The sequence below is a fragment of the Rhodanobacter lycopersici genome, from assembly GCF_040812335.1.
Classification (GTDB): domain Bacteria; phylum Pseudomonadota; class Gammaproteobacteria; order Xanthomonadales; family Rhodanobacteraceae; genus Rhodanobacter_A; species Rhodanobacter_A lycopersici.
On sequence record NZ_JBFOHK010000002.1, the window covers coordinates 895,502 to 919,070 of the forward strand.

Annotated in this window: 24 protein-coding genes and 1 pseudogene; 19 read left to right on the forward strand and 6 right to left on the reverse strand. The window is 61.3% G+C overall.

Translation table 11 applies throughout. The features are described 5' to 3' along the window. Positions 1–644: 644 nt before the first annotated feature. Positions 645–755 (forward strand): annotated as a pseudogene (locus ABQJ54_RS10855) (JAB domain-containing protein); the annotation flags it as partial. A gap of 59 nt (positions 756–814) precedes the next feature. Here the strand turns inward: ABQJ54_RS10855 and ABQJ54_RS10860 are convergent. After that, the gene (locus ABQJ54_RS10860; protein WP_367854302.1) at positions 815–1,087 is read right to left on the reverse strand and encodes a hypothetical protein; all 273 of its coding nucleotides are present in this window, start codon (positions 1,085–1,087) and stop codon (positions 815–817) included. A gap of 518 nt (positions 1,088–1,605) precedes the next feature. On the opposite strand from ABQJ54_RS10860, the gene ABQJ54_RS10865 reads away from it, so the two are divergent. Next, a complete protein-coding gene (locus ABQJ54_RS10865; protein WP_367854303.1) occupies positions 1,606–2,562 on the forward strand; it encodes a DUF932 domain-containing protein in 957 nt (318 codons plus the stop codon). Between the two features lie 13 nt (positions 2,563–2,575). Continuing rightward, positions 2,576–3,028 (forward strand): hypothetical protein, encoded by a 453-nt coding sequence (locus ABQJ54_RS10870; protein ID WP_367854304.1) that lies wholly within the window; start codon positions 2,576–2,578, stop codon positions 3,026–3,028. Between the two features lie 82 nt (positions 3,029–3,110). Here the strand turns inward: ABQJ54_RS10870 and ABQJ54_RS10875 are convergent, their stop codons facing one another. Beyond that, a complete protein-coding gene (locus ABQJ54_RS10875; protein ID WP_367854305.1) occupies positions 3,111–3,467 on the reverse strand; it encodes a helix-turn-helix domain-containing protein in 357 nt (118 codons plus the stop codon). A gap of 103 nt (positions 3,468–3,570) precedes the next feature. On the opposite strand from ABQJ54_RS10875, the gene ABQJ54_RS10880 reads away from it, so the two are divergent. The 6 genes from ABQJ54_RS10880 (at position 3,571) to ABQJ54_RS10905 (ending at position 9,140) form a co-directional block, all read left to right on the forward strand. Further along, positions 3,571–4,506 carry a toxin-antitoxin system YwqK family antitoxin gene (locus tag ABQJ54_RS10880; protein WP_367854306.1) on the forward strand — a complete coding sequence of 312 codons (936 nt, stop codon included), beginning with the start codon at positions 3,571–3,573 and terminating at the stop codon, positions 4,504–4,506. Positions 4,507–4,698: 192 nt separating this feature from the next. Further along, positions 4,699–5,784, forward strand: coding sequence for a YqaJ viral recombinase family nuclease (locus ABQJ54_RS10885; RefSeq protein ID WP_367854307.1), 1,086 nt, complete (start codon positions 4,699–4,701; stop codon positions 5,782–5,784). Continuing rightward, positions 5,778–6,677 (forward strand): recombination directionality factor, encoded by a 900-nt coding sequence (locus tag ABQJ54_RS10890; protein WP_367854308.1) that lies wholly within the window; start codon positions 5,778–5,780, stop codon positions 6,675–6,677. The genes ABQJ54_RS10885 and ABQJ54_RS10890 overlap by 7 nt, the downstream gene beginning before the upstream one ends. A 284-nt stretch (positions 6,678–6,961) precedes the next feature. After that, positions 6,962–7,327 (forward strand): hypothetical protein, encoded by a 366-nt coding sequence (locus tag ABQJ54_RS10895; RefSeq protein ID WP_367854309.1) that lies wholly within the window; start codon positions 6,962–6,964, stop codon positions 7,325–7,327. Further along, a complete protein-coding gene (locus ABQJ54_RS10900; RefSeq protein WP_367854310.1) occupies positions 7,324–7,680 on the forward strand; it encodes a hypothetical protein in 357 nt (118 codons plus the stop codon). The genes ABQJ54_RS10895 and ABQJ54_RS10900 overlap by 4 nt, the downstream gene beginning before the upstream one ends. Next, positions 7,677–9,140, forward strand: coding sequence for a YfjI family protein (locus ABQJ54_RS10905; RefSeq protein ID WP_367854311.1), 1,464 nt, complete (start codon positions 7,677–7,679; stop codon positions 9,138–9,140). Before ABQJ54_RS10900 ends, ABQJ54_RS10905 begins: the two co-directional genes overlap by 4 nt. A 131-nt stretch (positions 9,141–9,271) precedes the next feature. Here the strand turns inward: ABQJ54_RS10905 and ABQJ54_RS10910 are convergent, their stop codons facing one another. The 3 genes from ABQJ54_RS10910 to ABQJ54_RS10920 all read right to left on the reverse strand — a co-directional run bounded on the left by ABQJ54_RS10910 (position 9,272) and on the right by ABQJ54_RS10920 (position 12,271). Next, positions 9,272–10,039, reverse strand: coding sequence for a MobA/MobL family protein (locus ABQJ54_RS10910; RefSeq protein WP_367854312.1), 768 nt, complete (start codon positions 10,037–10,039; stop codon positions 9,272–9,274). A gap of 282 nt (positions 10,040–10,321) precedes the next feature. Beyond that, positions 10,322–11,749 (reverse strand): hypothetical protein, encoded by a 1,428-nt coding sequence (locus ABQJ54_RS10915; RefSeq protein WP_367854313.1) that lies wholly within the window; start codon positions 11,747–11,749, stop codon positions 10,322–10,324. A 120-nt stretch (positions 11,750–11,869) separates the two neighbouring features. Next, on the reverse strand, positions 11,870–12,271 hold the full coding sequence (locus ABQJ54_RS10920; RefSeq protein WP_367854314.1) for an H-NS histone family protein: 402 nt from the start codon (positions 12,269–12,271) through the stop codon (positions 11,870–11,872). A 302-nt stretch (positions 12,272–12,573) separates the two neighbouring features. Between ABQJ54_RS10920 and ABQJ54_RS10925 the strand changes: the two genes are divergently transcribed. From ABQJ54_RS10925 to ABQJ54_RS10945, 5 genes are all read left to right on the forward strand, one after another. Next, positions 12,574–13,395, forward strand: a complete 822-nt coding sequence (locus ABQJ54_RS10925; RefSeq protein ID WP_367854315.1) for an SDR family NAD(P)-dependent oxidoreductase — start codon at positions 12,574–12,576, stop codon at positions 13,393–13,395. 53 nt (positions 13,396–13,448) lie between these two features. After that, on the forward strand, positions 13,449–14,519 hold the full coding sequence (locus tag ABQJ54_RS10930; RefSeq protein ID WP_367854316.1) for an HlyD family secretion protein: 1,071 nt from the start codon (positions 13,449–13,451) through the stop codon (positions 14,517–14,519). Between the two features lie 2 nt (positions 14,520–14,521). Next, positions 14,522–16,093: an MDR family MFS transporter gene (locus ABQJ54_RS10935; protein WP_367854317.1), complete on the forward strand. Its 1,572-nt coding sequence runs from the start codon at positions 14,522–14,524 to the stop codon at positions 16,091–16,093. Between the two features lie 72 nt (positions 16,094–16,165). Beyond that, positions 16,166–17,608 carry an efflux transporter outer membrane subunit gene (locus tag ABQJ54_RS10940; RefSeq protein WP_367854318.1) on the forward strand — a complete coding sequence of 481 codons (1,443 nt, stop codon included), beginning with the start codon at positions 16,166–16,168 and terminating at the stop codon, positions 17,606–17,608. Between the two features lie 71 nt (positions 17,609–17,679). Then, on the forward strand, positions 17,680–18,270 hold the full coding sequence (locus ABQJ54_RS10945; RefSeq protein WP_367854319.1) for a TetR/AcrR family transcriptional regulator: 591 nt from the start codon (positions 17,680–17,682) through the stop codon (positions 18,268–18,270). 521 nt (positions 18,271–18,791) lie between these two features. Here ABQJ54_RS10945 and ABQJ54_RS10950 read toward each other — a convergent pair. After that, complete coding sequence (locus ABQJ54_RS10950; protein WP_367854320.1) at positions 18,792–19,697, reverse strand: LysR family transcriptional regulator; 906 nt, start codon at positions 19,695–19,697, stop codon at positions 18,792–18,794. A gap of 95 nt (positions 19,698–19,792) precedes the next feature. Between ABQJ54_RS10950 and ABQJ54_RS10955 the strand changes: the two genes are divergently transcribed. From ABQJ54_RS10955 to ABQJ54_RS10975, 5 genes are all read left to right on the forward strand, one after another. After that, the gene (locus ABQJ54_RS10955) at positions 19,793–20,470 is read left to right on the forward strand and encodes a peroxiredoxin-like family protein (protein ID WP_367854321.1); all 678 of its coding nucleotides are present in this window, start codon (positions 19,793–19,795) and stop codon (positions 20,468–20,470) included. A gap of 43 nt (positions 20,471–20,513) precedes the next feature. Further along, entirely contained in the window at positions 20,514–21,218 is a 705-nt protein-coding gene (locus ABQJ54_RS10960) for a glutathione S-transferase family protein (protein ID WP_367854322.1), read from the forward strand. A 28-nt stretch (positions 21,219–21,246) separates the two neighbouring features. After that, positions 21,247–22,125, forward strand: a complete 879-nt coding sequence (gene yghU / locus ABQJ54_RS10965; RefSeq protein WP_437343345.1) for a glutathione-dependent disulfide-bond oxidoreductase — start codon at positions 21,247–21,249, stop codon at positions 22,123–22,125. Beyond that, positions 22,122–22,928, forward strand: coding sequence for an SDR family NAD(P)-dependent oxidoreductase (locus tag ABQJ54_RS10970; protein WP_367854324.1), 807 nt, complete (start codon positions 22,122–22,124; stop codon positions 22,926–22,928). The genes yghU and ABQJ54_RS10970 overlap by 4 nt, the downstream gene beginning before the upstream one ends. 125 nt (positions 22,929–23,053) lie before the next feature. Further along, the gene (locus ABQJ54_RS10975) at positions 23,054–23,554 is read left to right on the forward strand and encodes a DoxX family protein (protein WP_367854325.1); all 501 of its coding nucleotides are present in this window, start codon (positions 23,054–23,056) and stop codon (positions 23,552–23,554) included. Positions 23,555–23,569: the final 15 nt, after the last annotated feature.

Sequence of the window (23,569 nt, forward strand, 5' to 3'; positions counted from 1 at the left end):
TCGATTGCGATGGTCGGATCGCTATCCGATCAAACGCACCTCCCCGGCGTTAAAAAAGCCAGACCGGTGGATTCAGTCCCCCGATCTTTCAGATCGCCCGGGAGCATTCGCCTTGTTGCAAGGCGCCCCTAGATGCTCCTCAGGCAAATCGAATCTATAAAATATCGAAAGTAAAAGTGAAATAATAAAATAGTATAAAAGTATAGTAGGGTTTCAACTGTTGCACTTTGCCTTTCGATTCATGCGGTGCCGACTGGCATCGAGGGTGCGTCTGCCGAAGCTGCAGACGCCGCCCTCTGGGAGCCCATGTGCGGGACGGCCGCAACGCCGGCAGCCCGCGTCAGCATGGAAACTGGCCGGGCACCGACACCGGTGTCGACAGAAGGAACAGGAGGAATGGCCGGTTTCGGCTTGCTGCTGGGTGGCAACAAGCGGTACCAAAGCAAGCAATTCGTGCACGCCACGCCCTGGTACCACCGGCGCGCCTCTTCCATCGACAGGTTGCCGCCAACACGGCACGAACGAAAACGCGAATGGCCTGCTGAAACCGTACTTTCCGAAAGGAAACGAACTCAACGCTCACCGGCCAGGCAACCGGCAAACCGTGGCACTTGCTCTGAACACTCGACCTAGAAAGATCTTGGGCTATCACCCGGGAACTGAAAGAGGCCTTGGACTTGGTGGGAGTGCGCGTCCTTGATCACATCGTGATCGGTGAGACGTGCGTCAGCCTGGCCAGTCGCGGTTTCATTTGACCTTCCAGTTGCGCACTGGAGTGGGCGGCCGCTCTAGCGGCTCGCTCCCTTGGCGGGGCTCAGACGGCGTTCAAGCTTGTCGACATAGGCCGCCAGCGTGGTACCGCACGCGAGGCACCCGTCACGAAGCTGGGAACCAGACGAATGGCCCCGCGCTCGGCCATCGATACGTACGACTGCGACCGCCCAAGTTTCTTGCCTGGCTCGGATTGGAGAAGGTCGGCGTCCTCGCGCATCTCAAGCAATGTCGCCAGGACGGCTTTGTACTCCGGGCGATGCAAGCTTTTGGGTGCTGCTAGCACCTTGGGCCGTGACTTCTTGAGCTTGGGCATCGGGCCACCTCATCGCAACGAGGGGGAACCTAAAACGCAAATTCTTATAAGCTGACATTTGATAGCAAATTTTTTGATGTTCTGGATGCGCGCAGGTGCACCCGACAGAGATGGATGGAGGCCATGCTCGACACGAGCGCGGATCAGCGCGGCAACAGGACTCAGCCAGTATGTGCGTTCGGTACGACGGATCACGCCAAGGGGACGTTGTTCCAGTCATCTGTCGATTGAAAAATCCTTCAACCGCATATCACCCGCGTGAGTCAGGGAAAGCCTTGACTCGCGTCTGGGTGCTTCCGCCTTGAAGCACCGATTGGGATGGACTCGCATGATCCCTGAGAAGCATGACGTCGTGACCTGCGTCCTCGTCGTGACGGCAGCCCTGCTGTTGGGCTTTATCCGCTGCAGCGGCTGCCTCACGAAATCGGACTGATCCATCCACCCCTGCGACAGACACCGAAGGCCCGGCAACCCCGGGCCTTCGGCGTTTATGCCGCCTCATCCACGAGGAAATTCACATGCACCTGGTCGAAACGATGGCCTATGCCGGCGAGACGCCGTGGCATGGCCTGGGCAAGAAGCTGTCACCGCAACAGCCCATCGAGGTCTGGAAGGCCAACGCGGGCATGGACTGGCAGATCGAGGCCTCCGAAGTCCGCTACATCACCGGCAACAACGCCGTCGGCGTCATCAATGCCTTCCCGGAACAGAAGGTGCTCTATCGCTCCGACACCAAGGCCCCGCTGGCGGTGGTCAGCAAGCGCTTCCAGGTCGTCCAGCCGGGCGAGATCCTGGAGTTCTACCGCGACCTCACCGCCATCGGCGGTTTCGAGCTGGAAACGGCGGGCGTGCTCCGCGAGGGCCGCAAGTTCTGGGCGCTGGCGCGTACCGGGCAGAGCGTCAGCCTGAAAGGTCGTGACCGGGTGGAAGGCTACCTGCTGCTCGCTACGGCCTGCGATGGCTCGCTGGCGACGACGGCGCAGTTCACCAGCGTCCGTGTCGTGTGCAACAACACCTTGCAGATTGCACTGGGGAATGCCAGCGGGGCCATCAAGGTGCCGCACCGCAGCCAGTTCGATCCGGAGGCGGTGAAGCGCCAGCTCGGCATCACGGTGGCGTCGTGGGACGGCTTCGTGGCGCGCATGAAGGCGCTGGTGGATCGTCCGCTCGATCCGGATTCGGTCGAAGGCCTTCTACGCCGTGTGCTGACCTACGCCGGGCAGGACGGCAAGGTATCCGTGGTTAACGAGCAGGCCGTGGCCAATGTCCGGGCCTTGTACGAAGGCGGTGGCCGCGGTGCCTTGATGGCGTCCAGCCGCGGTACGGCGTGGGGCTTGTTGAACGGTGTCACCGAGTTCATCGACCACCATCGCCGGGCACGCAGCGACGATCACCGTCGCGATGCCGCGTGGTTCGGGCAGGGTGCCCAGATCAAGCAGCGAGCGTGGGATGAAGTGATGAAGCTGGTCGCCTGAAGGGAGGTACGCCATGGGACTCGACATGTACCTGGAGGCGAAGCTCCACCTGCCGCCCTACGACAAGGCGCTTGATCCCGTTCGTCAGGCTATAGGGCGTGCCATTGGTTATACCCCGCCCTCGGAGAAGCCCGACAACGACGCCACCCTGATGGAGATCACGGGCGTGACCGTGCGGGTGGGCTACTGGCGGAAGTTCGATCCTCTGCACCAGTGGTTCGTGAGCAACGTGCAGGAAGGCCACGACGACTGCCGGCCCGCTTACGTATCGCCGGAGGTCTTGAGCGAGTTGGAAGAGCAGCTCGATCAGGTCAACGACGATCCGGAGAGCGCCGGCGAGCACTTTGTCAGCGAGGACGACGAGCCGATGACGGAAGGTGACATCGACACCACCCTGCGCATCGTGGTGCAGGCGAAGCAGTTGCAGGAACGGGGTTGGGATATCTACTACCGTGCGAGCTGGTAGCTGGTACGCCACATCACGCGCGCCAAGGACGGCGAAACCTGCCGGCGCCATCCCTCTGCCTTGTTGATGGTGCCAAACGCCGCTACTGCGGCCTACGTCGAACGGGCGATGCAGGGCTCTTGGGCGGAGCCTTCCGCTTCATCAACGCTGCTGCCGGCTTCATGCCCGCGGCAATGCGTCGGTCAAGTTCCACGATGACGGCGGGCCAGTCGGCGCCGTAAACCAAGGCGAGATCGCGCACCACCAGAAGATCCAGGCCGCGCACACCCTTTTCCAGCTCTGAGATACCCGCCTGTGTCAGACCGACATGGGCGGATGCTTCGGCCTGGGTCAGGCCCGAGGCCAGTCTCAGTTCCCGCAGCAATTGGGCGGCGACCGCGTGCTCTGGGCGATGGACGGAGGTGGGCTTGGGTCGGGGCTTCGAGGTCGGCTTGGCCATGACGGCCAAGGTAGGAGAAGCACGTAAGTATTCGTATTTACTTTCAATATTTGCATTTCGTATACTTCGGGCGAGATGCCAAACACATCACAAAGGGGAATCCATGAAACGACTCACAGGCTTGGTACTGCTCGTATCCGCCGCGCTGCTTGGCGGGTGTGGCGGGGAAAAACTGGATGCACGGCAGTTGGATTGGAGCAATGGACTTGCCTACAAGCACGGTGACACCGAGCCCTTTACCGGGACGGTGGCCTTCAATGATGAGCTTCCCAACAACGCGATCGCCTTCTGGCGCGCCCACGCCATGCCGACCACGCACATGCAGGCACAGGATGCACTCACCGGTTGCACCGAGACGTTCGTCAAAGGGCTGGCTGAGGGCGATGTGCACTGCGAGGGGGTGACCGGCAAACAGGCGTTGACCTTCCGTATCAAGAATGAGGCGGTGGAGGGTGAGGCGGAGATCGATTACCCCAATTCTGGGGATCGAGCCCTTGAGCTAAATTTCTCTGCCGGTGTTCTCGATGGTCGCCAACGCATATGGTCTTCTCACGGCGAGAAGATCATGGATGCAACCTACGCCAATAACGCACCGGTTGATGGCCAGGTCTACGGTGGAGACGGATCGGTTGTCCATTACAAGGACGGCAAGTTGAATGGGCCAGCCGTGTACTTTGATCGCTACAACAAGGGGCCGCAGTCAGAGGGCCAATACGTCGATGGTGCACGCGATGGGGAGTGGCAGGATGCCAATTCAAGCGGTAACCGAATTTTCCAGGCGATCATCACCAGTCAGCCAACGCCTGCGCTTCCCGACAACTACCGATGGGGTGTCTACAGCCTGAAGTCCCACTGGGATCACGGCTCGCCAAGGGGGGAAGTGCAGGGGTTCGACAAGGACGGCCAGCTCATTTTTGACTGGACGTTGACGGACAAGGGGCTTGAGGGCGACTACATGGATATCCCCGAGGGTTCAAGCCAACCGAGAAAGCTGGTCTATAAAGACAATCGCCTCGTCTCCGGGATGGCTTCGCCCTGACCGCTTCAGTCGCTAAGACAGAGTCCATGGCACCGTCTTCAACGACGACGCCCCGATCAATCCCGAGGCAAGCTCCTCAGCCTCGGGCGCTCGTGCAGGCTCCGGCAACTACGCAGGAACCTGGCGTATTTCATCGCCTGGTCAGTCTGCTTCGTCATCACGTTGATGGCATGACGTACTGACGTCACCTCCATGTTCGTGCCGCTGCATGCAGCGGCTTCCTGCATCACCTCTTCCAGCCCGGCCTTGCGCCGGGCTTTTTATTTCCCGGGAGCGATCCTCATGAAGAAACAGCAAGCCTTGCGCCTGGTGGACACCAAGCGCCTCGATCGCAAGCAATGGCTGGATGTCCGGCAAGGAGGCATTGGCAGTTCCGATGCCGCTGCCGCCGTGGGCCTGTGCCCGTACAAGAGCCAGCTTGAACTGTGGATGGAGAAGACCGGCCGGACGCCACCGGCCGAGGATCAGCCCGGCCAGGACGACCCCCGCTACTGGGGCACCTTGCTGGAGCCGATGGTGGCCACGGCGTACCAGGAGCGCACGGGGCACAAGGTGCGCAAGCTCAACGCCGTGCTCCAGCACCCGGCATTCCCCTACATGCTGGCGAACATCGACCGGGAAATCGTCGGCGTGCCCGGTGTGCAGGTGCTGGAGTGCAAGACGGCCGGCGAGTTCGGTGCGCGCCTGTGGAAAGACGGTGTCCCCGAATACGTCCAACTGCAGGTTCAGCACCAACTGGCGGTCACCGGCAAGGCTGCCGCCGACGTGGCCGTACTCCTTTGCGGTCAGCAACTGGAGATCCACCGGGTCGAACGGGACGACGAAGTGATCGCCCGCTTGGTCGTGTTGGAAACCCGGTTCTGGGAGTACGTGGAGAAGGACATCGAGCCACCGGCCGATGGCAGCGCATCGGCGGCCAAGGCCTTGCGGAAATTGTATCGCGGTAACGACACCCGTCTGGACTTCACGGGCGACGAAGACCTCAGCCGCGCCTTCGATGCACTGGCAACGCTCAGGGACGAACTGGAAGTGATGGAAGACGAGGCCGAATCGCTCAAGCAGGTGATCCAGCAAGCCATGGGGGATGCCAGCAAGGCGGTCTTCGCCCATGGTGAAGTGACCTTCAAGCGGGCCAGGGACAGCACCCTGCTGGATACGAAGCGACTGATGGCCGAATGCCCGGATATCGCCGCCATGTATGCCGTGACCCGTCCCGGTGCACGCCGGTTCGTGCTGTCGCGGACTTCCGATAACGATGCGAGGACAACGACATGCTGAAAGGCCTGGTGATTACCCCGCCCGTGATCGGGCGGATTTCCATTGGCCGGGTGGTCGAGCGCAACGGCAAGCGCCTGCCCGAGAAGGACGACCAGTTCACCCTGACCAGCCAGGTACAGGGATGCGACGGCTGGCTGCTGCATCCGTTGGACGAGAAGCTGCGCAAGGAGGCAGAAGGACAGAAGCTGCGCGCGATCCCCGTGCGGTTGCTGTTCAACGATCCCGCACTCAACTTGCGCGCGGACTACTCGCTGTTCGACCGCACGACCGGGCGACCGGTGTGTGTGGGCAACGGTGAGACCTGCCGCCGCATGAGTAAGGAAGGGGTGGCGAACCTGCCGTGTCCGGGGCCGGGTGCCTGCGCGTTCGCGCAAGGGGCGTGCAAGGCCTACGCCCGGCTCAATGTGGTGGTAGGCGACGGTGACGAAGACGCGCTGGGCAGCTTCGTGCTGCGCACCACGTCGTACAACACCATCCGCACCCTGGCAGCTCGGCTGGCCTATTTCAGCGCGTCGTCGGGTGGATTGCTGGCCTGCCTGCCACTGGAACTGAAACTGCGTGGCAAGTCCACCACGATGAGCTACGGGACGCCGATCTACTACGTGGACCTCGTGGTGCGTTCGGGTTTGACACTGGAGCAAGCCGTCACCCAGGCGCGGGAATTGGACGAGCAACGGCGGGCGAGTGGATTCAACCAGGTAGCCTTGGATAAGGCGGCTAACGATGGCTTCGCGAACGGGGCGTTCGAGGAACTGGAAGAGGACGTACCTGCGGTGGTCGAGGAGTTCTATCCCGTGGCCACCCAGGAGGCGGCTGTGGACACGCCAGAGGCGCCGCCAAGCAGCTTGCGAGGAAAGCTCAAGGGCAAGGTTGAACGATTGGTGTCTGCGTAAAGGGAGGGGAGCTTCGGCTCCCTTCCCGCGCCATGCGTTTGTTTTTCTTTGAAAAGACAGTGGATATGCGTCCCGTGACAGAGCAGGCTCGTACGTAGAACGGGCCATGACCACAACGTCTATGCCCGGGGATGGATACGTCGAGGGAGAGGCGTTGCCAAAACGTTGAATTTTTCCCCGAAGCCGTAGAGCGATCCGATGAATATTTTGCGTGGGCACTGGGGAAACCCGGTCGCTCCGGTCAGATGACTGCCCGGACCGCTTCACTACAAAAGGTACGAGAAATGGCACAGCGCAGCACAAAAAAAACCGTCCGACAGGAGTCGGCGACGGACATGCGGACCAAAGATTTGGATCTGCGCAAAAAGTCCCGAAAAAAAGAAATGAAACCAGTGGATCTGGATCAGCCGATCACGATCAAGTTGAAAGAATTCCTGAAACTGACCGGCATCGCGCGCAGCACGGCGTTCGAGATGTGGAACCCGCGCAGCAAGCGGTACGACGAAGCGATGCCGGTCGGCTTCAGGCTTTCCGACTCGAAGAACGCGCCGCGTTTCTTCTTCTACTGGGACGTGGTCGAGTGGTTGCAATACCGCGCGGAGCTGTGGCGTTCCAGGCATGCCGGCAAGCGTGGGGTACTGGCAGCATGAACGCGAACGGTGTAGCCAGCATGGCGCCGGTGAAGGCGGCTAATTCGAGTTTGGAAAAATTCCAACTCGCGCTTCAGTCGGTCGAGCCCAGCAAGCGCCAGCGCCGCGAGGAAGCGCTGGCGGAGGCCTTCGACACCATCAAACAGCACGTCGAGCGCAAGGTCCCGTGGAAAACGATCGTTGCGAAGTTCAACGAGGCGTACGCACTCGGGATGCATCCAGCACGTCTGCGCAAGGAGTTCGACGAAGAGCGCAAGCGGCGCGAGGACGTTTACGGCATTGCCGGATTCGACCATGGAAGCCATGGGGAAGGTGGGGCGACGAAACAGGTCGATGAGGAGATCAGCGCATGAATATGCTGGCGATCCCAACGATGCAGTCGTACCACTGGGAGTTCCCGGTCGAGGCCCTTCCGGAGCTTGCGCGTGCCGCGTGCCAGGAATTGTCCTGGAGGGTCAAGGTGGCCCTCTCGATGACGGGGAGTTGCATGATTCCGGCACTGGCGCTCGCTGTGCAGGACAAGGCCGTAGTGAAGTTGCCGAATGGTAAGCGCTGCCCGCTCATGGTGTACTCGTGGACTAGCGCGGAAAGCGGGTCAGGCAAGACGCCGGTGGACAATGCGATCTTCGAGCCATTCCGCGAGCATGATCGCGAGGCAACGCTGGCATTCGAAGAAGCTCGTGTCGCATATCAGGCGCAAATGCGTGCCTGGCATGCCGAGGACAAAGCATTGCAGAAGAAGCTCCGCATTCGCATCGAGCGTGGTGGTTCTGCCGAAGATGTTCGACGCGAACTTCAAGAGCACGCCAGTCGCATGCCCTCCAAGCCGCGATTGCGTCAGGTTCTGTACCAGAACGTGAGCGAAGCAGGGCTGTATGAGGCCTTGGCGGGTCAAGGCGAATCGGTGGCCATCGTGTGTGATGAGGCGAGTGACATCATGAAGAGTGAGGTGATGGTCAATGCGGCCCTTCAAAACTCGATCTGGAGTGGCGCTGACAGCTTGCCGGTGAATCGTGCCTATGGGCGGTACATCCAGATCAGCCAGCCTCGTATGACGTTGAGCTTGATGATGCAGCCGGACATGTTCGAGAAGCTGGTGAGCAAGAAAGGTGACGCGCTGCGTGCGAGTGGATATTTCGCGCGCTTCCTCTTTGCCAGGCCGATGTCGACGAAGGGATATCGCCAGCTTGGTTACGCGGAGGACGGTTACGAGCCGGTGCATCTGGCTGCGCTGCATGAGCGTTTCAGGGTACTGCTGCGTCAACGTGATGAACGTTACGCGAGCGGTGATGTCGAGCCCCAGGTACTCGAGCTGTCGGGCGAAGCCAAGAGCCTGTGGCTTGATCTCCACAATGCGAACGAGACCGCCATGCTTCCCGGCGGCTACCTGGAGACGGTCAGCGATTTCGGCTCCAAGGTGATGGAGAACCTGGGGCGTATCGCCGCCATCCTGCACTTGTTCGAGGGGCAAACTGGGCTGATCTCGCGCGACACGCTTCAGCGTGCATCAGTGATCATGAATTGGTACATGGGTCAATTCATGACATTCTTCGGCCCTGGGAGCCGTCGTTCGCAGGTGCAATGTGATGCGGACGAGCTCGTCGCTTACCTGTACCGTGAATGGTGGAGCCGTAACTTGCCGGCTCCTCGTCGTGATGCCGGTCGTCGAAGCAGTTTGGGGCGTACTCGCTTCGAAGCGGCACTCCTCTTGTTGCAGAGCCAGGGCGTGGTGACTGTCAGCATGGCGAGGCGCAAGCGCTGGATCCAATGGATTCAATATGCGAACTACGGTGAGTCATTGAGCACCATGTAGTCGCCAGCTAGCCTTGGAGGCCGCCCTGTTCAGGCAGGGCGGCCTTTTTTTCAGCGACTTTCCTCGAATGACGCGCGCATGTGTGCCATATGGCGCATCTGCGCATGCATTTCGCCCAAGAGAGAGGATCATCAAGGGCCGGCGGCGGCCCTGACGGCGGCGTGGGTAGGAGGGTGATGCTTGCAGCACTCGGTACGTCGCTTCCGGTCGGCCGTGTACTTGGCTTTGTCTTCCGTCGACATCTGGCTGATCCTTTCCTGCCCCAGGTGGCGCTCCGGTTCACGCTTGATGCCGCGTTCCCAGTGGCTACGATGATCCACGCGCGTGGCATGGCCGTGCTCGGCCAGTGCCTCGTTCTGGAGGTCGGCGATCATCTTGCGTGTGGCAATCAGCTCGTCTCGTACCTGTAGCGGTGTACGTCCGCCACTGTCCTTTCTCCGGCCGCCCTGGCTTGGATCCTTGGCGTTGTACCGCATGAACTCCTGCGCTGGCGCGCGTTCGATCCCATCAGGAAGGCGATCGGACACCTGCAGATGCATGTGGGGGTGTACCGCGCTCGCCAGGGACGAGTTGGGGGCATGAATGGCGTACTGATAGGGTTTGTTCCCGGCAAGATTCTGTACCAGCTTGTCCACAAGCGCGTGTTGCTGAGATGCGTCCAGTTCACTGGGAAGCGCTACAACGTGCTCGCGGTAAACGGCGCCGTTGGCCCGCTCGTGTCGATCAGCCGTTTGCCAGTAGCGTTTGGGATTGTCCTCACACCAGGCAGGCAGGTTGCCGAACTCCGTCCAGACGACTTCGTCGCGATCACTGTGATTGCCTTGGCGTGTGATGTAGTTGAATCGATCAACTGCCGTACCTTTCTTTCCGCTCTTGATGCGGTAGTGGAACATGGCCATGTAACTACCCTTTCTATGGGGTGCATAAAAAAAACCGACGAAAGAATTTCGTCGGTCGCTTGTAAAGAGTGTTTTTGTCCGTTTATAGGTGGAAAAGGTATGTGCACGTAGCCTTTTCCACCTATATGTCACTGGGCTTTTATGGAGTGATCATGGATCAGTTCCATCTGACAAATGACTATCTCTCCATACAGTAGGTAGAACTATGTAAAGTAATACATGGAAGCTAAGTGATATAAATGTAAAGTGTTAGAGAATTCGATGGATAGAAGTCATGGCTTTTCATGCTGATGCAGTGTTGCGAGTGCGAAGGAAATTGGCAAAAGCCATAGCTGTTTGTTTAAGGCAGTATCGATCAAATTCAAATATTGACTTAGTGATGACATCAATGTTGTAGGACTGCAAGATTCTTACGTAGGCATTGAGGCGTGATGATTGAAAATCCATCCATGCATTGTTGGATTCTGATTTGCCCATAAACGCAAAGAGATACTGAGCGTATCTTTGGTAGTAAAGATCGAAGACGCCCTGTGGAATGGCGAGTTTTTTATTGTAAAGCCCATCTTCCATAAGTCGTTGAGGTGAGTTTCCCGGTTGCTTGCCTCTTCCGGGCCAGTCAGGCTCGTAGGGAGTTCCAGTCTCTCGTTGGTATCGATAAGAACATAAGGCAGCAATGATGTTGTGCAGGGACAGGAGCTTGGCGTTTGGGTCATCGATTTCATAATTGCGCCATAAGTACTCGATGAGAATCTTCTTTGCACGAATTGCATCTTCAATGACTTGCATATCCTTGTAGGAGCTGGTTTCCGTCGCCAGCATGACAATGTCTAGGAATTGTTTGCGGAAGATGCTGACAAAATCTGGTGTTTCGTAGACGGATACGAATGGAGTGTGGGGCTCGATAAGGAAGCTGGACTGTGCATTCAGGGTCTCGCAGAATGCGGCGAGCTCGGCAGTGATCGAGGGAATGGGCTTAAGTATTCGAAAGGATTTGGATTCAGTGTTGTGGTGCAGGGCGAAGTGGATGAAGCCTAGGCTGCGCAGGTAGGTATAGACGATTTCATGGAGAGGGATGGATGCTTCGTTGCATTTCTCTGGTTTGTATTTGTTGGCTTTTTTTGCCAGGTGCTTATACGCACTGGTCAAGCCAATGTTGTTACCTATGTGTTCGGACAGGAAGGCGACGGAATGATAGGTTCCGACCTCGATGCAGTGCATGATGCTCTTGGCATCTTTCAGTATAAGGTTAATCTTTAGGAGCTTTTCTTCATCAATTTCAAGGGCTAGCTTTTCGAGCAGTGAATGGATTAGGGCGGTGGCTTCTTTATCGTGCGCTAGTGATGAAGTCGTAGCGAACTCCATCGTTGCAGGATTATTAAGACCCGGCGGATTGATGATCTTGAAGAGATTTCGTTTTTTGCCAGTGGATGGATTCTTCATCTTGCTGGTCAAAAAGAGGAGTTTGATGGTCTTGAGTGCTGCGACCGGAAGCTGGTCGGTAGAGCTTTTGCATTTAATGCCGGCTACCGCTTCGATAAATCCAAGGGTCTGTTCAAGCGATTCGAAACTCGGTGTTTCTTTACATGGATATTTGTCGTCCCAATAAAGATCTTCTTGGAGTTCACTGAAGGTGGCTATTTCATCCAGTCGGCAACTTCCGGTGAACTCAAAACGCAGTGGGTCCTTGGGTTTTTCTCTACGGTGGCTCATGGTGAATAGGATCTTGGTGCGGATCAGAGTTGCTAGATCTTGTAGTGCACGCTTCGTGTGCATAAAGAAGCCCCACAGGAACACCTGTAGGGCCTTCTGATTGACACGAGGTGGCTCGCCTTACTTCTTGGAGGAGGCTTTCTTGGTTGCCTTGACGGGGTACTTGCGAGCGGGCGCGGCCTTGGCGGCACCCTGGATGAGCAAGCTCTCTGCCGTCACACCCTTCTTCTTCAGGGCAGCAACGAACCACAAAGGGCGCTTGCCGCGACCTGACCAGGTCTGTGCCGCGTTTTCCGGGTTGCGATACTTCGGGGCGACAGCCGACTTCGCGCTTTTCGTGCCTTTACCGCCCCGCCGCGGATACACCTCATCCAGCGTCAGGCCGGCGCTTGCCAACAGGTTGTCGATCTTCGTGCGGGTGTCCCTGATATGGCTCTGACGGGAGGCAGCCATCTGCGCTTCGGCACTTTTGATGAGTGCTTGCAGCTCGGAGGGGGAAAGGGCGTCGAGATTGATGGCCATGGTTGTTCCTTGAAGGATAATTGGGACGCATGTTGGGATGGATGTGCCGCGTATTCAATGTACAACACTGTCTGGTGGTTGGAGTTGCTGGCGCTGCTCGGTGAATTGTGGAACCTTTCTACATCCTTTTTTTCCTGCACGGCGTCGAGCACGAAGTCGGTACGGGCCAAGGACGACAACTTTCAGTCCCCGATGTGGCAGGCCCCTCGTTAGTTCCTCGATCCTATCGACACAGAGATTGAGACGTGTCCTGGCGTTGGCTTTACATTGGATGATGATTGTAATATGATGATCATCATCCAATGAACGAGGCAACTGCCATGAACCAAAACGTAATCGAAGGTTCGGTCCTGATCACGGGCGCGTCCGCCGGCATCGGCGCGACGTATGCACAGCGTTTCGCGGCACGGGGACACGATCTGGTGCTGGTCGCCAGGGATGTGGCGCGGCTGGAAGAGATCGCCGCGGGATTGGCCAAGGAGTACGGCGTGCAAGTCGAGGTGCTCCCCGCTGATCTCACCAACCGTGAGCAGTTGGCGCGGGTGGAACGGCGCCTGCAGGCGGACGACCGCATCGGCGCGCTGGTCAACAATGCCGGCATGGGCGCACCCGAACGATTCGTCGGCTCTGATGTCGAGACACTCGACCGGGTGGTGCAGTTGAACATCACCGCCGTCATGCGGTTGGCCGGTGCTGTGCTACCGGCATTCAAGGCGCGCGGCAGGGGTACCTTGATCAACATCGCCTCGGTGCTGGCGCTGGCGCCCGAGCTTTTCAGCGGCGTCTACAGCGGCACCAAGGCTTTCGTGCTCAACTTCAGCCAGTCGCTGCAGCAGGAACTGGCCGGCAGCGGGGTGCACGTGCAGGCGGTACTGCCTGGTGCGACCCTGACCGAGATCTGGGCGCGCGCCGGCAAAAAGATCGAGGAGCTTCCCACACACATGGTGATGCCGGTCGATGCGATGGTGGACGCGGCCTTGGCTGGTCTGGACCGCGGCGAGTCGATCACCATCCCGCCGCTGCACGACGAGACCCAGTGGCAGGCGTTGCAGGCGGCGCGCGTCGCCATGTTGCCGAACCTTTCCACCGACCGGCCCGCGGTCCGCTATCTCGCCGCCGTCTGAACGCTACTCATTGAGAACATGCCCGGCGCCCGGCGCCGGGTGCTGGAGTCGTCATGCAAGAGCATGTATCCGCGCCTTCCGCGAAGCCGCGGCGGCGCAAGCGCTTCGTCGTACCCGGGTTGATGCTGGTTGCCGCGCTGATGCTGGCCTGGATCGGCTACTGGTGGTTCCACGGGCGTTATTTCCAGAGCACCGACGATGCGTACGTGGGCGGCAACGTCACCGTGATTTCGCCGCGGGTTTCCGGCTACGTGTCGAAAATCTGCGTCAAGGACAACGCTTACGTGCATGCTGGCGATGCGCTGGTGGAACTCGACCCGGCGGACTTCGCCGCACGCCGGCGTGCCGCCGATGCCAAGGTCGACGCCGCGAAGGCGGCGTTGGAGCGCCTGGACGCGCAGGTGCAGCTCACCCATGCGGACATCGCCGAGGCGACGGCCGAACAACAAGCCAGCCAGGCCACGCTCACTTTTGCGGCGCAGGACGCTGCGCGCTACGCGCAACTGGCCAGCAGTTCGGCCGGCACGGTACAGGCGGCGCAACAGGCGCGTTCACGTCATGCGCAGGCCGAGGCGCAGTTCCACGCGGCTGCTAGTGCACTGCTGGCGCGCCAGCGCCAGCTCGCCGTGGTCGAGGCACAGGTCGTGGAGGCCCGGGCGATCCTGTCGCAGGCACGGGCCGAAGCACACGAGGCAGCACTCGATGCCGGCTACACAGTGATCCGTGCACCGATCGACGGCTACGTCGGCGACCGCTCGGCCCACGTGGGCACTTTTGTCGGTGCGGGCACCCAGCTCATGTCGCTGGTGCCGGCCCGCGGCCTGTGGGTCGACGCAAACTTCAAGGAGGACCAGCTTGCGCGCATGCGTCGCGGGCAGGCGGTGAGCATCGTTGCCGACGTGGACTCAGGCGAGAAGATCAGCGGTCATGTGGTCAGCCTATCGCCGGCCTCGGGTTCGGTGTTCAGTCTGATCCCCGCGCAGAACGCCACCGGCAACTTCACCAAGATCGTGCAACGCGTGCCGGTGCGTATCGCGCTTGATGGCCGGTTCGCCGACGTGGGCGTGTTGCGGCCGGGACTGTCGGTCACCGCGACGGTCGACACGCAGGTGCAGGAGCGCTAGTCGTGAACGCCGCCGCACCTGCGTCGAATCCCCCGCATCCTTCGATCTTGCCGTTCACGGTGATGTGCGTGGGCATGTTCATCGCATTGCTCGACATCCAGATTGTTGCCGCGTCGCTGCAGGACATCGGCGGCGGCCTGTCGGCGGGGCAGGACCAGATCGGCTGGTTGCAGACCGCCTACCTGATCGCCGAGATCATCGTCATTCCCATGTCCGGCTGGCTTACCCGCGTGTTTTCCACCCGCTGGCTGTTCGTGTCGTCAGCACTGGGATTTACCGCGGCCAGCGCGCTATGTGGCATGGCTTGGAACATCGAGAGCATGATCGCGTTTCGCGCCCTGCAGGGCATGCTGGGCGCGTCGATGATCCCCACTGTCTTCACCTCCACCTTCCATTTCTTCCCGGGCAAGCGCCAGCCGCTGGCGGCAGCAGTGATCGGCACCATCGCATCGGTGGCGCCGGCACTAGGCCCGATGATCGGCGGCTGGATCACCGACACCCTGTCCTGGCACTGGCTGTTCTACATCAATCTTGTGCCTGGCCTGCTGGTGGCTGCCGGCGCTGCGGCCTGGGTCGACATCGACCGTCCAGAACGGGGCCTACTGAAAGACGCCGATTATCTCGGTATCGGGCTGATGGCCATTTTCCTCGGCAACCTGGAATACGTGCTGGAAGAGGGCGCGCGCTGGAACTGGCTCGACGACGCCGGCATCCGCCATTCGACCTGGGCAGCCGTCGTGGCAGGCGTGCTGTTCGTGTGGCGCAGCCTGGCCTACGCGCATCCGATCGTGGAACTGCGCGCGCTGAGCAATCGCAATTTTCTGATCGGTTGCGTACTGTCCTTCATCACCGGCATGGGGATCTTCGGCACTATCTACCTGATCCCGCTGTTCCTGGGCTATGTGCGCGAACTGTCGGCCTGGCAGACCGGCGTGGTCCTGAGCGCCACCGGCCTGGGCTCGCTGCTGGGTGTGCCGTGCTACATCGCGCTGGCGCGGCGGGGTGTGGATACACGCTGGCTGATGGCGTTCGGCCTGGCGATGTTCGGCCTGTCCATGCTCAGCTTCAGCCGCATCACCCACGATTGGGGTGGCGACCAGTTGTTCTGGCCACAGATCATCCGCGGCTTTCCGCAAGTGTTCGCGGTGGCACCTGCCGTCACGCTGGGGCTGGGCAGCCTGCCGATGGAACGGCTCAAGTACGCCAGCGGACTGTTCAACATGATGCGCAATCTGGGCGGCGCGGTCGGCATCGCGATCTGCGGGGCTATTCTCAACGACCGCACCAATCTGCATTTCGAGCGCATCGCCAGCTCGCTCAATGCGACACATGCGCCCCTGGGCGTGACCATCGCAGGCATGCAGGCGCGCCTGCAGCAGACGCTGGGCGACGGTACGCGCGCCACGGTGGCCAGCTTGGCGGAGCTGCGCCAGCTCGTCTATCGCGAGGCCTCGACCATGGCCTACGCGGACGCTTTCCTCGTGATGCTGGTGGCATTCGCCATCGCCATCGCCCTGGTACCGCTGTTGCGCAAGGTGGCGCCGCAGGGAGCCAGCGGCGCAGCTGGACATTGAGTCATGCGAACTTCGACGATCAACCACAACATTCATATCGCCAGGCGCATGCGTGTGTCATGGATCTTGCCGATGGTGCTCGCCATGTCCGGCTGCATGGTCGGGCCGGACTACACGCGGCCGCACATCGCCTTGCCCGAGCATTACGTCGGTACCGCGGCCCTTGCCGGAAGCCCGGCACAGACCAGGCTGGATGATTGGTGGAAGAGCTTCCGCGACCCGGTGCTGGACAGCATCGTCGGCCACGCCATGAGGCAGAACCTGGACATCCGATCCGCGGAAGCGCGGGTTGCGCAGGCGCGCGCGGTAGCACACGAAGCCGGCTCGGACCTGTATCCACAAGGCAGCCTCGACGGTGACGTGGCGCGGCAGCGCCAGTCGTTGCTGAGTCCCGAGGGGCGTGTGGCCAGCCAGTTCCCCGGCTACGCCCGCGACCAGACCCTGCAGCAGCTCGACGCCGGTGCGAGCTGGGAGACGGGTCTTGCCGGCGGCCTGCATCGTCGCGCCCGCGCCTACCGCGATGAAGCACAGGCTGCCGAGGCCGCGCGGATGGGCGTGCGCATCTCCGTGGTGGCCGAGGCAGCGGATGCCTATTTCCGGATACGCGAGGCGCAGTCCAGCGTGTCCTTGATGGACGCGCAGATCGATGCGGATCGCCGCCTGTTGCAACTGACCGGCGCACGGATCGCCGCGGGCGTGGCGACCGATCGCGACGAAGACGACGCACGCGCCGTGCTCGAGGCAGACAAGGCGGAGATGGCCGGGCTGCAGGATCAATGGCGGCAGCAGAGCTACCGGCTCGATGTGCTGATGGGCGACGCACCCGGTACGGACCGCTTCGACCTGCATGCATCCACGGATGCGACATGGACTGTTCCAGGCATTCCAGCCGATATTCGACCGGCGGAGCTGATGCGGCGGCGCCCCGACGTGATCGCGGCCGAGCGCCAGTTGGCCGCGCGAACCGAGAACATCGGCGTAGCGCTGTCCCAGTATTACCCCTCGTTGTCGCTCGGCGGTCTGCTCGGTTTCGAACGGCTGGGCACCGGCAGCCTGTTCGAGAGCACGGCCTTCCAGCCGGCGCTGTTGGCCGGGATCCATTGGCGCCTGTTCGATTTCGGCAAGGTCGACGCCGAAGTGGCCACTGCACGCGGCGGTCGGGCCGAAGCCTTGTCGAACTACCGGCAGACGGTGCTGCACGCGAGCGAAGACGTGGAGGACGCGCTCTCCACCCTCGCCAGGGTCGATGCACAAGGGCGCCGCCGGCAACAAGTGGTCGATGCTGATGCACGATCCAGGGCTTCGATCGGGCGAAGCTTTCGGGCTGGCGCTTCGAGCATGGTCGAGGTACTGCAGCAGGAACGCACGCTACTGGTTGCCAGGCGCGTGCAGGCCGTCCTGCGCACCGACCGTGCGCGTGCCACTATCGAAGTCTTCCGCGCACTGGGCGGTGGTTGGTCGCCGGCGAAGCGGCATGGTACTTCAGCATCGCTGGCGACAGCAGCCTCGCCATGATCCCGTAGGGCTCCGGAAGTGCACGCGAGTTCGTGATATGATGCATGGCATATAAAGGCAGGAGAAACGCCATGCGTTACAACGCCGAACACAAGCAGCAGACTCGCGACAAGGTGCTCACTGTGGCGGCGCGCGCTATCCGTGAGCAGGGGCCGGAGCGCGTCAGCGTGGCCGCTGTCATGGGCGAGGCCGGACTGACGCACGGCGGCTTCTATGCGCACTTTGCCTCCAAGGAGGCATTGGTCGCTGCCAGCATCGAGCACATGTTCGAACAGATGAGCGAACGCATCGACGATGTGACCAACGGCAAGGACGCGCGGACAGCACTTCACGATTACATCGATTTCTATCTCTCCGAGCGCCATGCCCAGGCACGCGGCCGCGGCTGCCCGATAGCGGCGCTGGGATCGGATCTCCCACGACTGGACGACGCGACGAGGAAGGCTTTCGCCGATGGCATGGGGATTCAGCACCGGCGCCTGCTGGGCCTCTTCAAATCGCTGGACGTTGCGGATCCTGACGACTCCGCCCGCTCGTTGCGTTCGGAATTGCTGGGAGCGCTGCTCGCCGCGCGCCTGGTCGGCGCTGGCGAACGCAAGGCGATACTGGAAGCGTCGCGCCGATCACTCAAGAGACGTTTTCGCCTGGAGCTGCAGACATGAGCGACATGAGAACGCTTTCATGTCTGCAATAGCTTTGGGGCAGAATGGTGCATGCCGCGTACCTGGCATCGGCATCTTGCTGGATTTCGATCTGGTGGCGGTCGACGTAAGGCAGGCAGTTTTTCTCTGACATGCCTAGCGACCACGCCTATAACCCCATCGATATGATCCATGGCAGTCATGCAGGAACCTTGCTGGACTCCGCCTATGATTGCGCCGTACATTCTGCATCCGCGGCCACTTCGATAATGCTCGTTATCGAGGGTAGGTCGACAAGGCGCGCCGAGTTGGTCCCCATCGCCTGGAAGAACAAGTCGCTGGCATCGTAGTTCCGGCTGTGCAAGCTCGGCGCCGGCAAGTCTCCCAACCCAAAGGTCTCGTCGTCGCGTGCACTCGTGGAGCAGCGGGTTTCGGCAGCCCCATGAAGCCGCTTTGAGCGGCTCACATAGTTAAAGCCCCCGGCTTTGCCGGGGGATACTTGCCTTGTCTGCACATCACTTATGGCCTGTCGCGCCTGTGGCTTATACCGCGAGTGCGGGCGACCCGGTATGGAGCGCCGTCATCATGTAGTCGGTGAACGCCCGTACCTTGGTCGAGGGGTGGGGGCCGCCGGGAAAGACGGCATGGACATCGACAGGCTCCAGCGTGTAGTCGGTCAACAGGGCCACCAGCGCACCTGACCGCAGTTCCGTGCCGCACATGGCGGCGGAAGCCCGGGCGATGCCAAGGCCGGCGAGCGTACTGGCGTGGAGTCCGGGGCCCGAGTCCGTGCAGATGCGGCCAGTCACATCGACCGAAATGACCGTGTTGCGCCGCTTGAAGGTCCAGCTCTCGCGGCCCAGCCCATTCGGGCCGAAGATGCAGTCGTGTTTCGCGAGTTCGGCAGGGCTGCGGGGTACGCCGCGCGTCTCCAGATACGCCGGCGCGGCGACGACGAACTTCGGCAGCGTCGCCAGCCTGCGCGCGCCGAAAGTGGAGTCCGCCAGCTTGCCGAGTCGAATCGCGACATCCACCCCTTCCGCGATGAGATCCTGGTAGGCGTCGGATACGCGCAACTCCACCCGCAACAGCGGATGGCGCGCGAGGAATCCAGGCAAGCGCGGGATCACTTCCCGCATGCCGAAAACCACGGGCAGCGCCACGCGGAGCGTGCCGCGCAGCGAGTCGACACCCCGTGCGGCATCCTCGGCCTCGTCCAGGTCGGCGAGAACGTCGCGTGCCCTTTCAAGGAACTTCTCGCCTGCCGCCGTCAAGGTGAGCCGCCTCGTCGTGCGCAGCAGCAGTTTCACGCCCAGCCGCGCCTCCAGCTCTCCAATGATGCGCGATACCGAGGGCTGGGACAGGTTCATGTCGTGGGCGGCACGGGTGAAGCTGCCGCTCTCGCCCACACGCACAAAGACGGTCAGTGCCTGGAGTCGATCATTCATTTGATAAATGGATAAATGTTGTCCAATCCTGAGCATACCCTTGGATTAATGGATGGACCACAATCGCTCCGTCATCCACTCGGGAACTGCGCGCCATGCCTCTTCAAGATCGTCTGGACGCCTTCAAGGCGGATTTCGAAGGCGGAAAGCTCGCTTACAAACCCGGCCCGGATGTGCTCGACGTCATACACCGCTCCACGGCGGAGCTGATCGCTACGGGCCAGGCGCTCAACGCCAAGAAGGCGGGTGACAAGGCACCGGAATTCACACTCAAGGATGCCGACAGCCATGGGGTTTCCTCCGCGGAGCTTCTGGCGAAGGGCCCGCTGGTCGTATCGTTCTATCGGGGTGCCTGGTGTCCCTACTGCAATCTGGAACTGCAGGCCCTTCAGATGGCATGGCCGCAGATCGAGGCTCGTGGTGCCCGCCTCGTCGCCATCTCGCCGCAGACGGCGTCCAACAGCCGCAAGTCCCAGCGCGAGCATCATTTGACCTTTCCCATCCTGAGCGATGAGAAGAGCCGCATCGCCGCGGCCTTCGGGTTGCGGTTCTCGCTGCCGGACTACCTCGTCGAACTCTACAAGGGCTTCAAGAACGATCTGCCGACGGTCAACGACGATCCGGCCTGGGTATTGCCGATGCCCGCGCGGTACGTCATCGGCACCGATGGCATCATTGCCTATGCGGAGGTCAATCCGGACTACACCCAGCGTCCCGATCCGGCGGAACTCCTCCCGGTGCTCGACAAACTGCGGGCGGCTTCCGTGGCCTGAGTGACGGCGATCTTCGCGGTTTCGACTACGGACGGAGACATCCATGATCCGCTTCTATTTCCATCCCACACCCAATCCGGCGAAGGTCGCGCTCTTTTTCGAAGAAGCGCGGCTGCCGAACGAGGTGATCCCGGTCGACACCAGCAAGGGCGAGCAGCACCTTCCGGCCTTTCGCGCGATCAACCCCAACGGCAAGGTGCCTGCCATCGTCGATACGGAAGGGCCGGGCGGCAAGGAGACACGTGTCTTCGACTCCACGGCGATCCTGCTTTATCTCGCCGGGAAGACCGGCCAGTTCCTCGGCGCGCCGGAAGATCGGCCCGAGCTGCTGTCCTGGCTGCTGTTCCTCGCCTCAGGACTCGGGCCGTTCTCGGGGCAGGCCGTGCATTTCCAGTTTGCCGCGCCGGAAGGCCTCGACTATGCGGTGAACCGCTATCGGCGCGAGGCCGAGCGTCATTACCAGGTACTCGACGAGCATCTCGAAGGGCGGACTTATATCGTCGGCAACACGTACACGATTGCCGATATGTCGGCCTGGGGCTGGCTGGATCGGGCCTCGCGGGTACGCAAGGGCGCCGAGGATGCGCTTGGCCCGTATCCGAACCTCAAGCGTCTCTTCGAGACGGTCGATGCACGGCCGGCGGCGGCACGCGCACGCGATGTCGGCAAGGACCATCCGTTCAAGAAAACCAACGACGAAGAGTCCCGGCGTGCGCTCTTTCCGTCCAATTACCCACCGGCGGCGTGAGCCGACCCAGGCGATCGTGGAGACGAGCATGACGGATTCCATCGGCTATGTGCCGCCGAAGGTCTGGACTTGGACCCAGCCGAGCGGTGGCGCCTTCGCGAATATCAATCGGCCGATAGCCGGCCCGACGCACGACAAGGAGCTGCCGATCGGCCGGCATCCGCTGCAGCTCTATTCGCTGGGCACGCCGAACGGCGTGAAGGTCACCATCCTGCTGGAAGAACTGTTGGCCCTCGGCCACTTCGGCGCCGAGTACGACGCCTGGTTGATCAAGATCGGCGAAGGCGATCAGTTCGGCAGCGGCTTTGTGGCGATCAATCCAAACTCGAAGATTCCGGCGTTGCTGGATCTTAGCGGGCCGGAGCCGATACGTGTATTCGAGTCAGGTTCGATTCTGCTGTATCTCGCGGAGAAGTTCGGTGCCTTCCTGCCGAAGGACGTCGCGGGCCGGACCGAGGTGTTGAACTGGCTGTTCTGGCAGATGGGCAGTGCGCCGTACCTGGGCGGTGGCTTCGGTCATTTCTACGCCTATGCCCCGACCAAGATCGAATACGCGATCGACCGCTTTGCCATGGAGGTGAAGCGGCAACTCGACGTGCTCGACCGGCGCCTGGCCGAGAGCGAATACCTAGCCGGCAATGACTACACCATCGCCGACATCGCGGTGTTCCCCTGGTACGGCGGACTGGTGATGGGATGGCAGTACGGCGCGGCCGAGTTCCTGTCGGTGCAGGGCTACAGGAACGTCCAACGCTGGGCCGACGCGATTTTCGCGCGACCCGCCGTCAAGCGTGGACGGATGGTCAACCGCACGAGCGGCGAGCCGTCGGAGCAGCTTCGGGAGCGCCACGATGCCAGCGACTTCGACGACAAGACCCAGGACAAGCTTGCGGGAGCGTCATCATGAACCTCGAAGGCAAGCGCATCCTCATCACGGGCGGATCGAGCGGCATCGGCCTCGCGCTCGCGAGGTTTTTTCTTGCCAAGGGGGCGAGAGTCGCCATCAGCGGTCGACGTGCCGACGCGCTTGCGAAGGCGGTCGAAGCGCTTCGCCAGGCGAGCCCGTCCGTCTGGGGCATCGCCGCCGACGTGGCGACGCCCGATGGCCGTGCGGCGACACTCAAGCAGGCCCTCGACACGCTCGACGGGCTGGACATCCTGGTGAACAACGCCGGAGGCGTCAGGGCAGGGCGCCTGGAGAACACACCCGAAGCCGAGCTGCAGGCCATGATCGACGTCGATCTCGTCGCACCGATCCTGCTGACCCGCGCGGCGCTGCCGGCACTGCGTACCAGCGGCGATGCCATGGTCGTGAACGTCGCCTCCGGCATCGCGTTGATCGGCGCACCGTTCTACGCGACCTATGCCGCCACCAAGGCCGGTCTTGCCCGCTTTGGCGAGGCGCTGCGGCGCGAACTCAAGGGCGAAGGCATCCACGTGTTGACCGCGTATCCCGGCGCGACCGACACGCCGATGATGCAGTCGAACCGCGCCGGTCCCGAACTCGGCTTCTCGCGGGAGCCGGCCACCACCGTCGCCGACGCCATCGTCGAGGGGATCGAGACGGGGGCGTTCGAGGTGATCCGGGGCGGCGAGGCGAGGGCGCAGATGATTGCCCTCAATCGTGACCATCCGGCCGCCGTCGACGAACGCTTCCTGGGTCTGAAGCTGGCGCTGGAGGACGCAGTGAAGGATCACTCGGCGCTCTGAATGTAGAACAGCGGTAAATACGCCTGTTTTCAGCAGGGGCTGGGTAGCCGGACAAGTGTCATTTATTCGGTTCCATGTGTCGGTTCCATGTGCAACCAGACCATTTCCTGGAGCGATCTGTCGGCATGAGCATCAAAGCGATTCTTCGGAAGTTTGCCGTAGCCCCTCTTCCTCTCCCGGCGGACTGGTATGCCATTCCGCTCCGACTGATTGTAGGCGCCGGATTTGTTGAGCACGGTTACGCCAAGCTGGCGAGAGGCCCGGAGGTATTCATCGCCATTCTTCATGCGATCGGTGTACCGCTCCCGCACCTGTTGGGTTGGGCAACCATCGTTGTCGAGGTGGTCGGCGGTCTGTCGATTCTCGCCGGAGCGTTCGTGCCGGTTGCAACTGGGCCCATGATCGCCGTGCTTCTGGTGGCGACCTTTACCGTGCACCTGCCCAACGGATTCAGCTCGATCAAGCTCCTGTCCTACGATGCAGCCGGTGCGCATTTCGGCCAGCCCGGTTATGAGACGGACCTGTTGTATATCGCGGGCCTTCTTGCGTTGTGCGTGGGTGGCGCGGGCCCCATCTCACTGGATCGCTGGCTGAAGAGACGCCACTTTGCTTCCTGTGGCCATTGAGTGCCGGTGTCCTCT

Excerpts from the sequence above, each read along its gene's own strand:
- ABQJ54_RS10860 (WP_367854302.1), bottom strand. The coding sequence starts at position 1,087 with ATGCCCAAGCTCAAGAAGTCACGGCCCAAGGTGCTAGCAGCACCCAAA.
- ABQJ54_RS10865 (WP_367854303.1), top strand. The coding sequence starts at position 1,606 with ATGCACCTGGTCGAAACGATGGCCTATGCCGGCGAGACGCCGTGGCAT.
- ABQJ54_RS10870 (WP_367854304.1), top strand. The coding sequence starts at position 2,576 with ATGGGACTCGACATGTACCTGGAGGCGAAGCTCCACCTGCCGCCCTAC.
- ABQJ54_RS10875 (WP_367854305.1), bottom strand. The coding sequence starts at position 3,467 with ATGGCCAAGCCGACCTCGAAGCCCCGACCCAAGCCCACCTCCGTCCAT.
- ABQJ54_RS10880 (WP_367854306.1), top strand. The coding sequence starts at position 3,571 with ATGAAACGACTCACAGGCTTGGTACTGCTCGTATCCGCCGCGCTGCTT.
- ABQJ54_RS10885 (WP_367854307.1), top strand. The coding sequence starts at position 4,699 with ATGTTCGTGCCGCTGCATGCAGCGGCTTCCTGCATCACCTCTTCCAGC.
- ABQJ54_RS10890 (WP_367854308.1), top strand. The coding sequence starts at position 5,778 with ATGCTGAAAGGCCTGGTGATTACCCCGCCCGTGATCGGGCGGATTTCC.
- ABQJ54_RS10895 (WP_367854309.1), top strand. The coding sequence starts at position 6,962 with ATGGCACAGCGCAGCACAAAAAAAACCGTCCGACAGGAGTCGGCGACG.
- ABQJ54_RS10900 (WP_367854310.1), top strand. The coding sequence starts at position 7,324 with ATGAACGCGAACGGTGTAGCCAGCATGGCGCCGGTGAAGGCGGCTAAT.
- ABQJ54_RS10905 (WP_367854311.1), top strand. The coding sequence starts at position 7,677 with ATGAATATGCTGGCGATCCCAACGATGCAGTCGTACCACTGGGAGTTC.
- ABQJ54_RS10910 (WP_367854312.1), bottom strand. The coding sequence starts at position 10,039 with ATGGCCATGTTCCACTACCGCATCAAGAGCGGAAAGAAAGGTACGGCA.
- ABQJ54_RS10915 (WP_367854313.1), bottom strand. The coding sequence starts at position 11,749 with ATGAGCCACCGTAGAGAAAAACCCAAGGACCCACTGCGTTTTGAGTTC.
- ABQJ54_RS10920 (WP_367854314.1), bottom strand. The coding sequence starts at position 12,271 with ATGGCCATCAATCTCGACGCCCTTTCCCCCTCCGAGCTGCAAGCACTC.
- ABQJ54_RS10925 (WP_367854315.1), top strand. The coding sequence starts at position 12,574 with ATGAACGAGGCAACTGCCATGAACCAAAACGTAATCGAAGGTTCGGTC.
- ABQJ54_RS10930 (WP_367854316.1), top strand. The coding sequence starts at position 13,449 with ATGCAAGAGCATGTATCCGCGCCTTCCGCGAAGCCGCGGCGGCGCAAG.
- ABQJ54_RS10940 (WP_367854318.1), top strand. The coding sequence starts at position 16,166 with ATGGTGCTCGCCATGTCCGGCTGCATGGTCGGGCCGGACTACACGCGG.
- ABQJ54_RS10945 (WP_367854319.1), top strand. The coding sequence starts at position 17,680 with ATGCGTTACAACGCCGAACACAAGCAGCAGACTCGCGACAAGGTGCTC.
- ABQJ54_RS10950 (WP_367854320.1), bottom strand. The coding sequence starts at position 19,697 with ATGAATGATCGACTCCAGGCACTGACCGTCTTTGTGCGTGTGGGCGAG.
- ABQJ54_RS10955 (WP_367854321.1), top strand. The coding sequence starts at position 19,793 with ATGCCTCTTCAAGATCGTCTGGACGCCTTCAAGGCGGATTTCGAAGGC.
- ABQJ54_RS10960 (WP_367854322.1), top strand. The coding sequence starts at position 20,514 with ATGATCCGCTTCTATTTCCATCCCACACCCAATCCGGCGAAGGTCGCG.
- yghU (WP_437343345.1), top strand. The coding sequence starts at position 21,247 with ATGACGGATTCCATCGGCTATGTGCCGCCGAAGGTCTGGACTTGGACC.
- ABQJ54_RS10970 (WP_367854324.1), top strand. The coding sequence starts at position 22,122 with ATGAACCTCGAAGGCAAGCGCATCCTCATCACGGGCGGATCGAGCGGC.
- ABQJ54_RS10975 (WP_367854325.1), top strand. The coding sequence starts at position 23,054 with ATGAGCATCAAAGCGATTCTTCGGAAGTTTGCCGTAGCCCCTCTTCCT.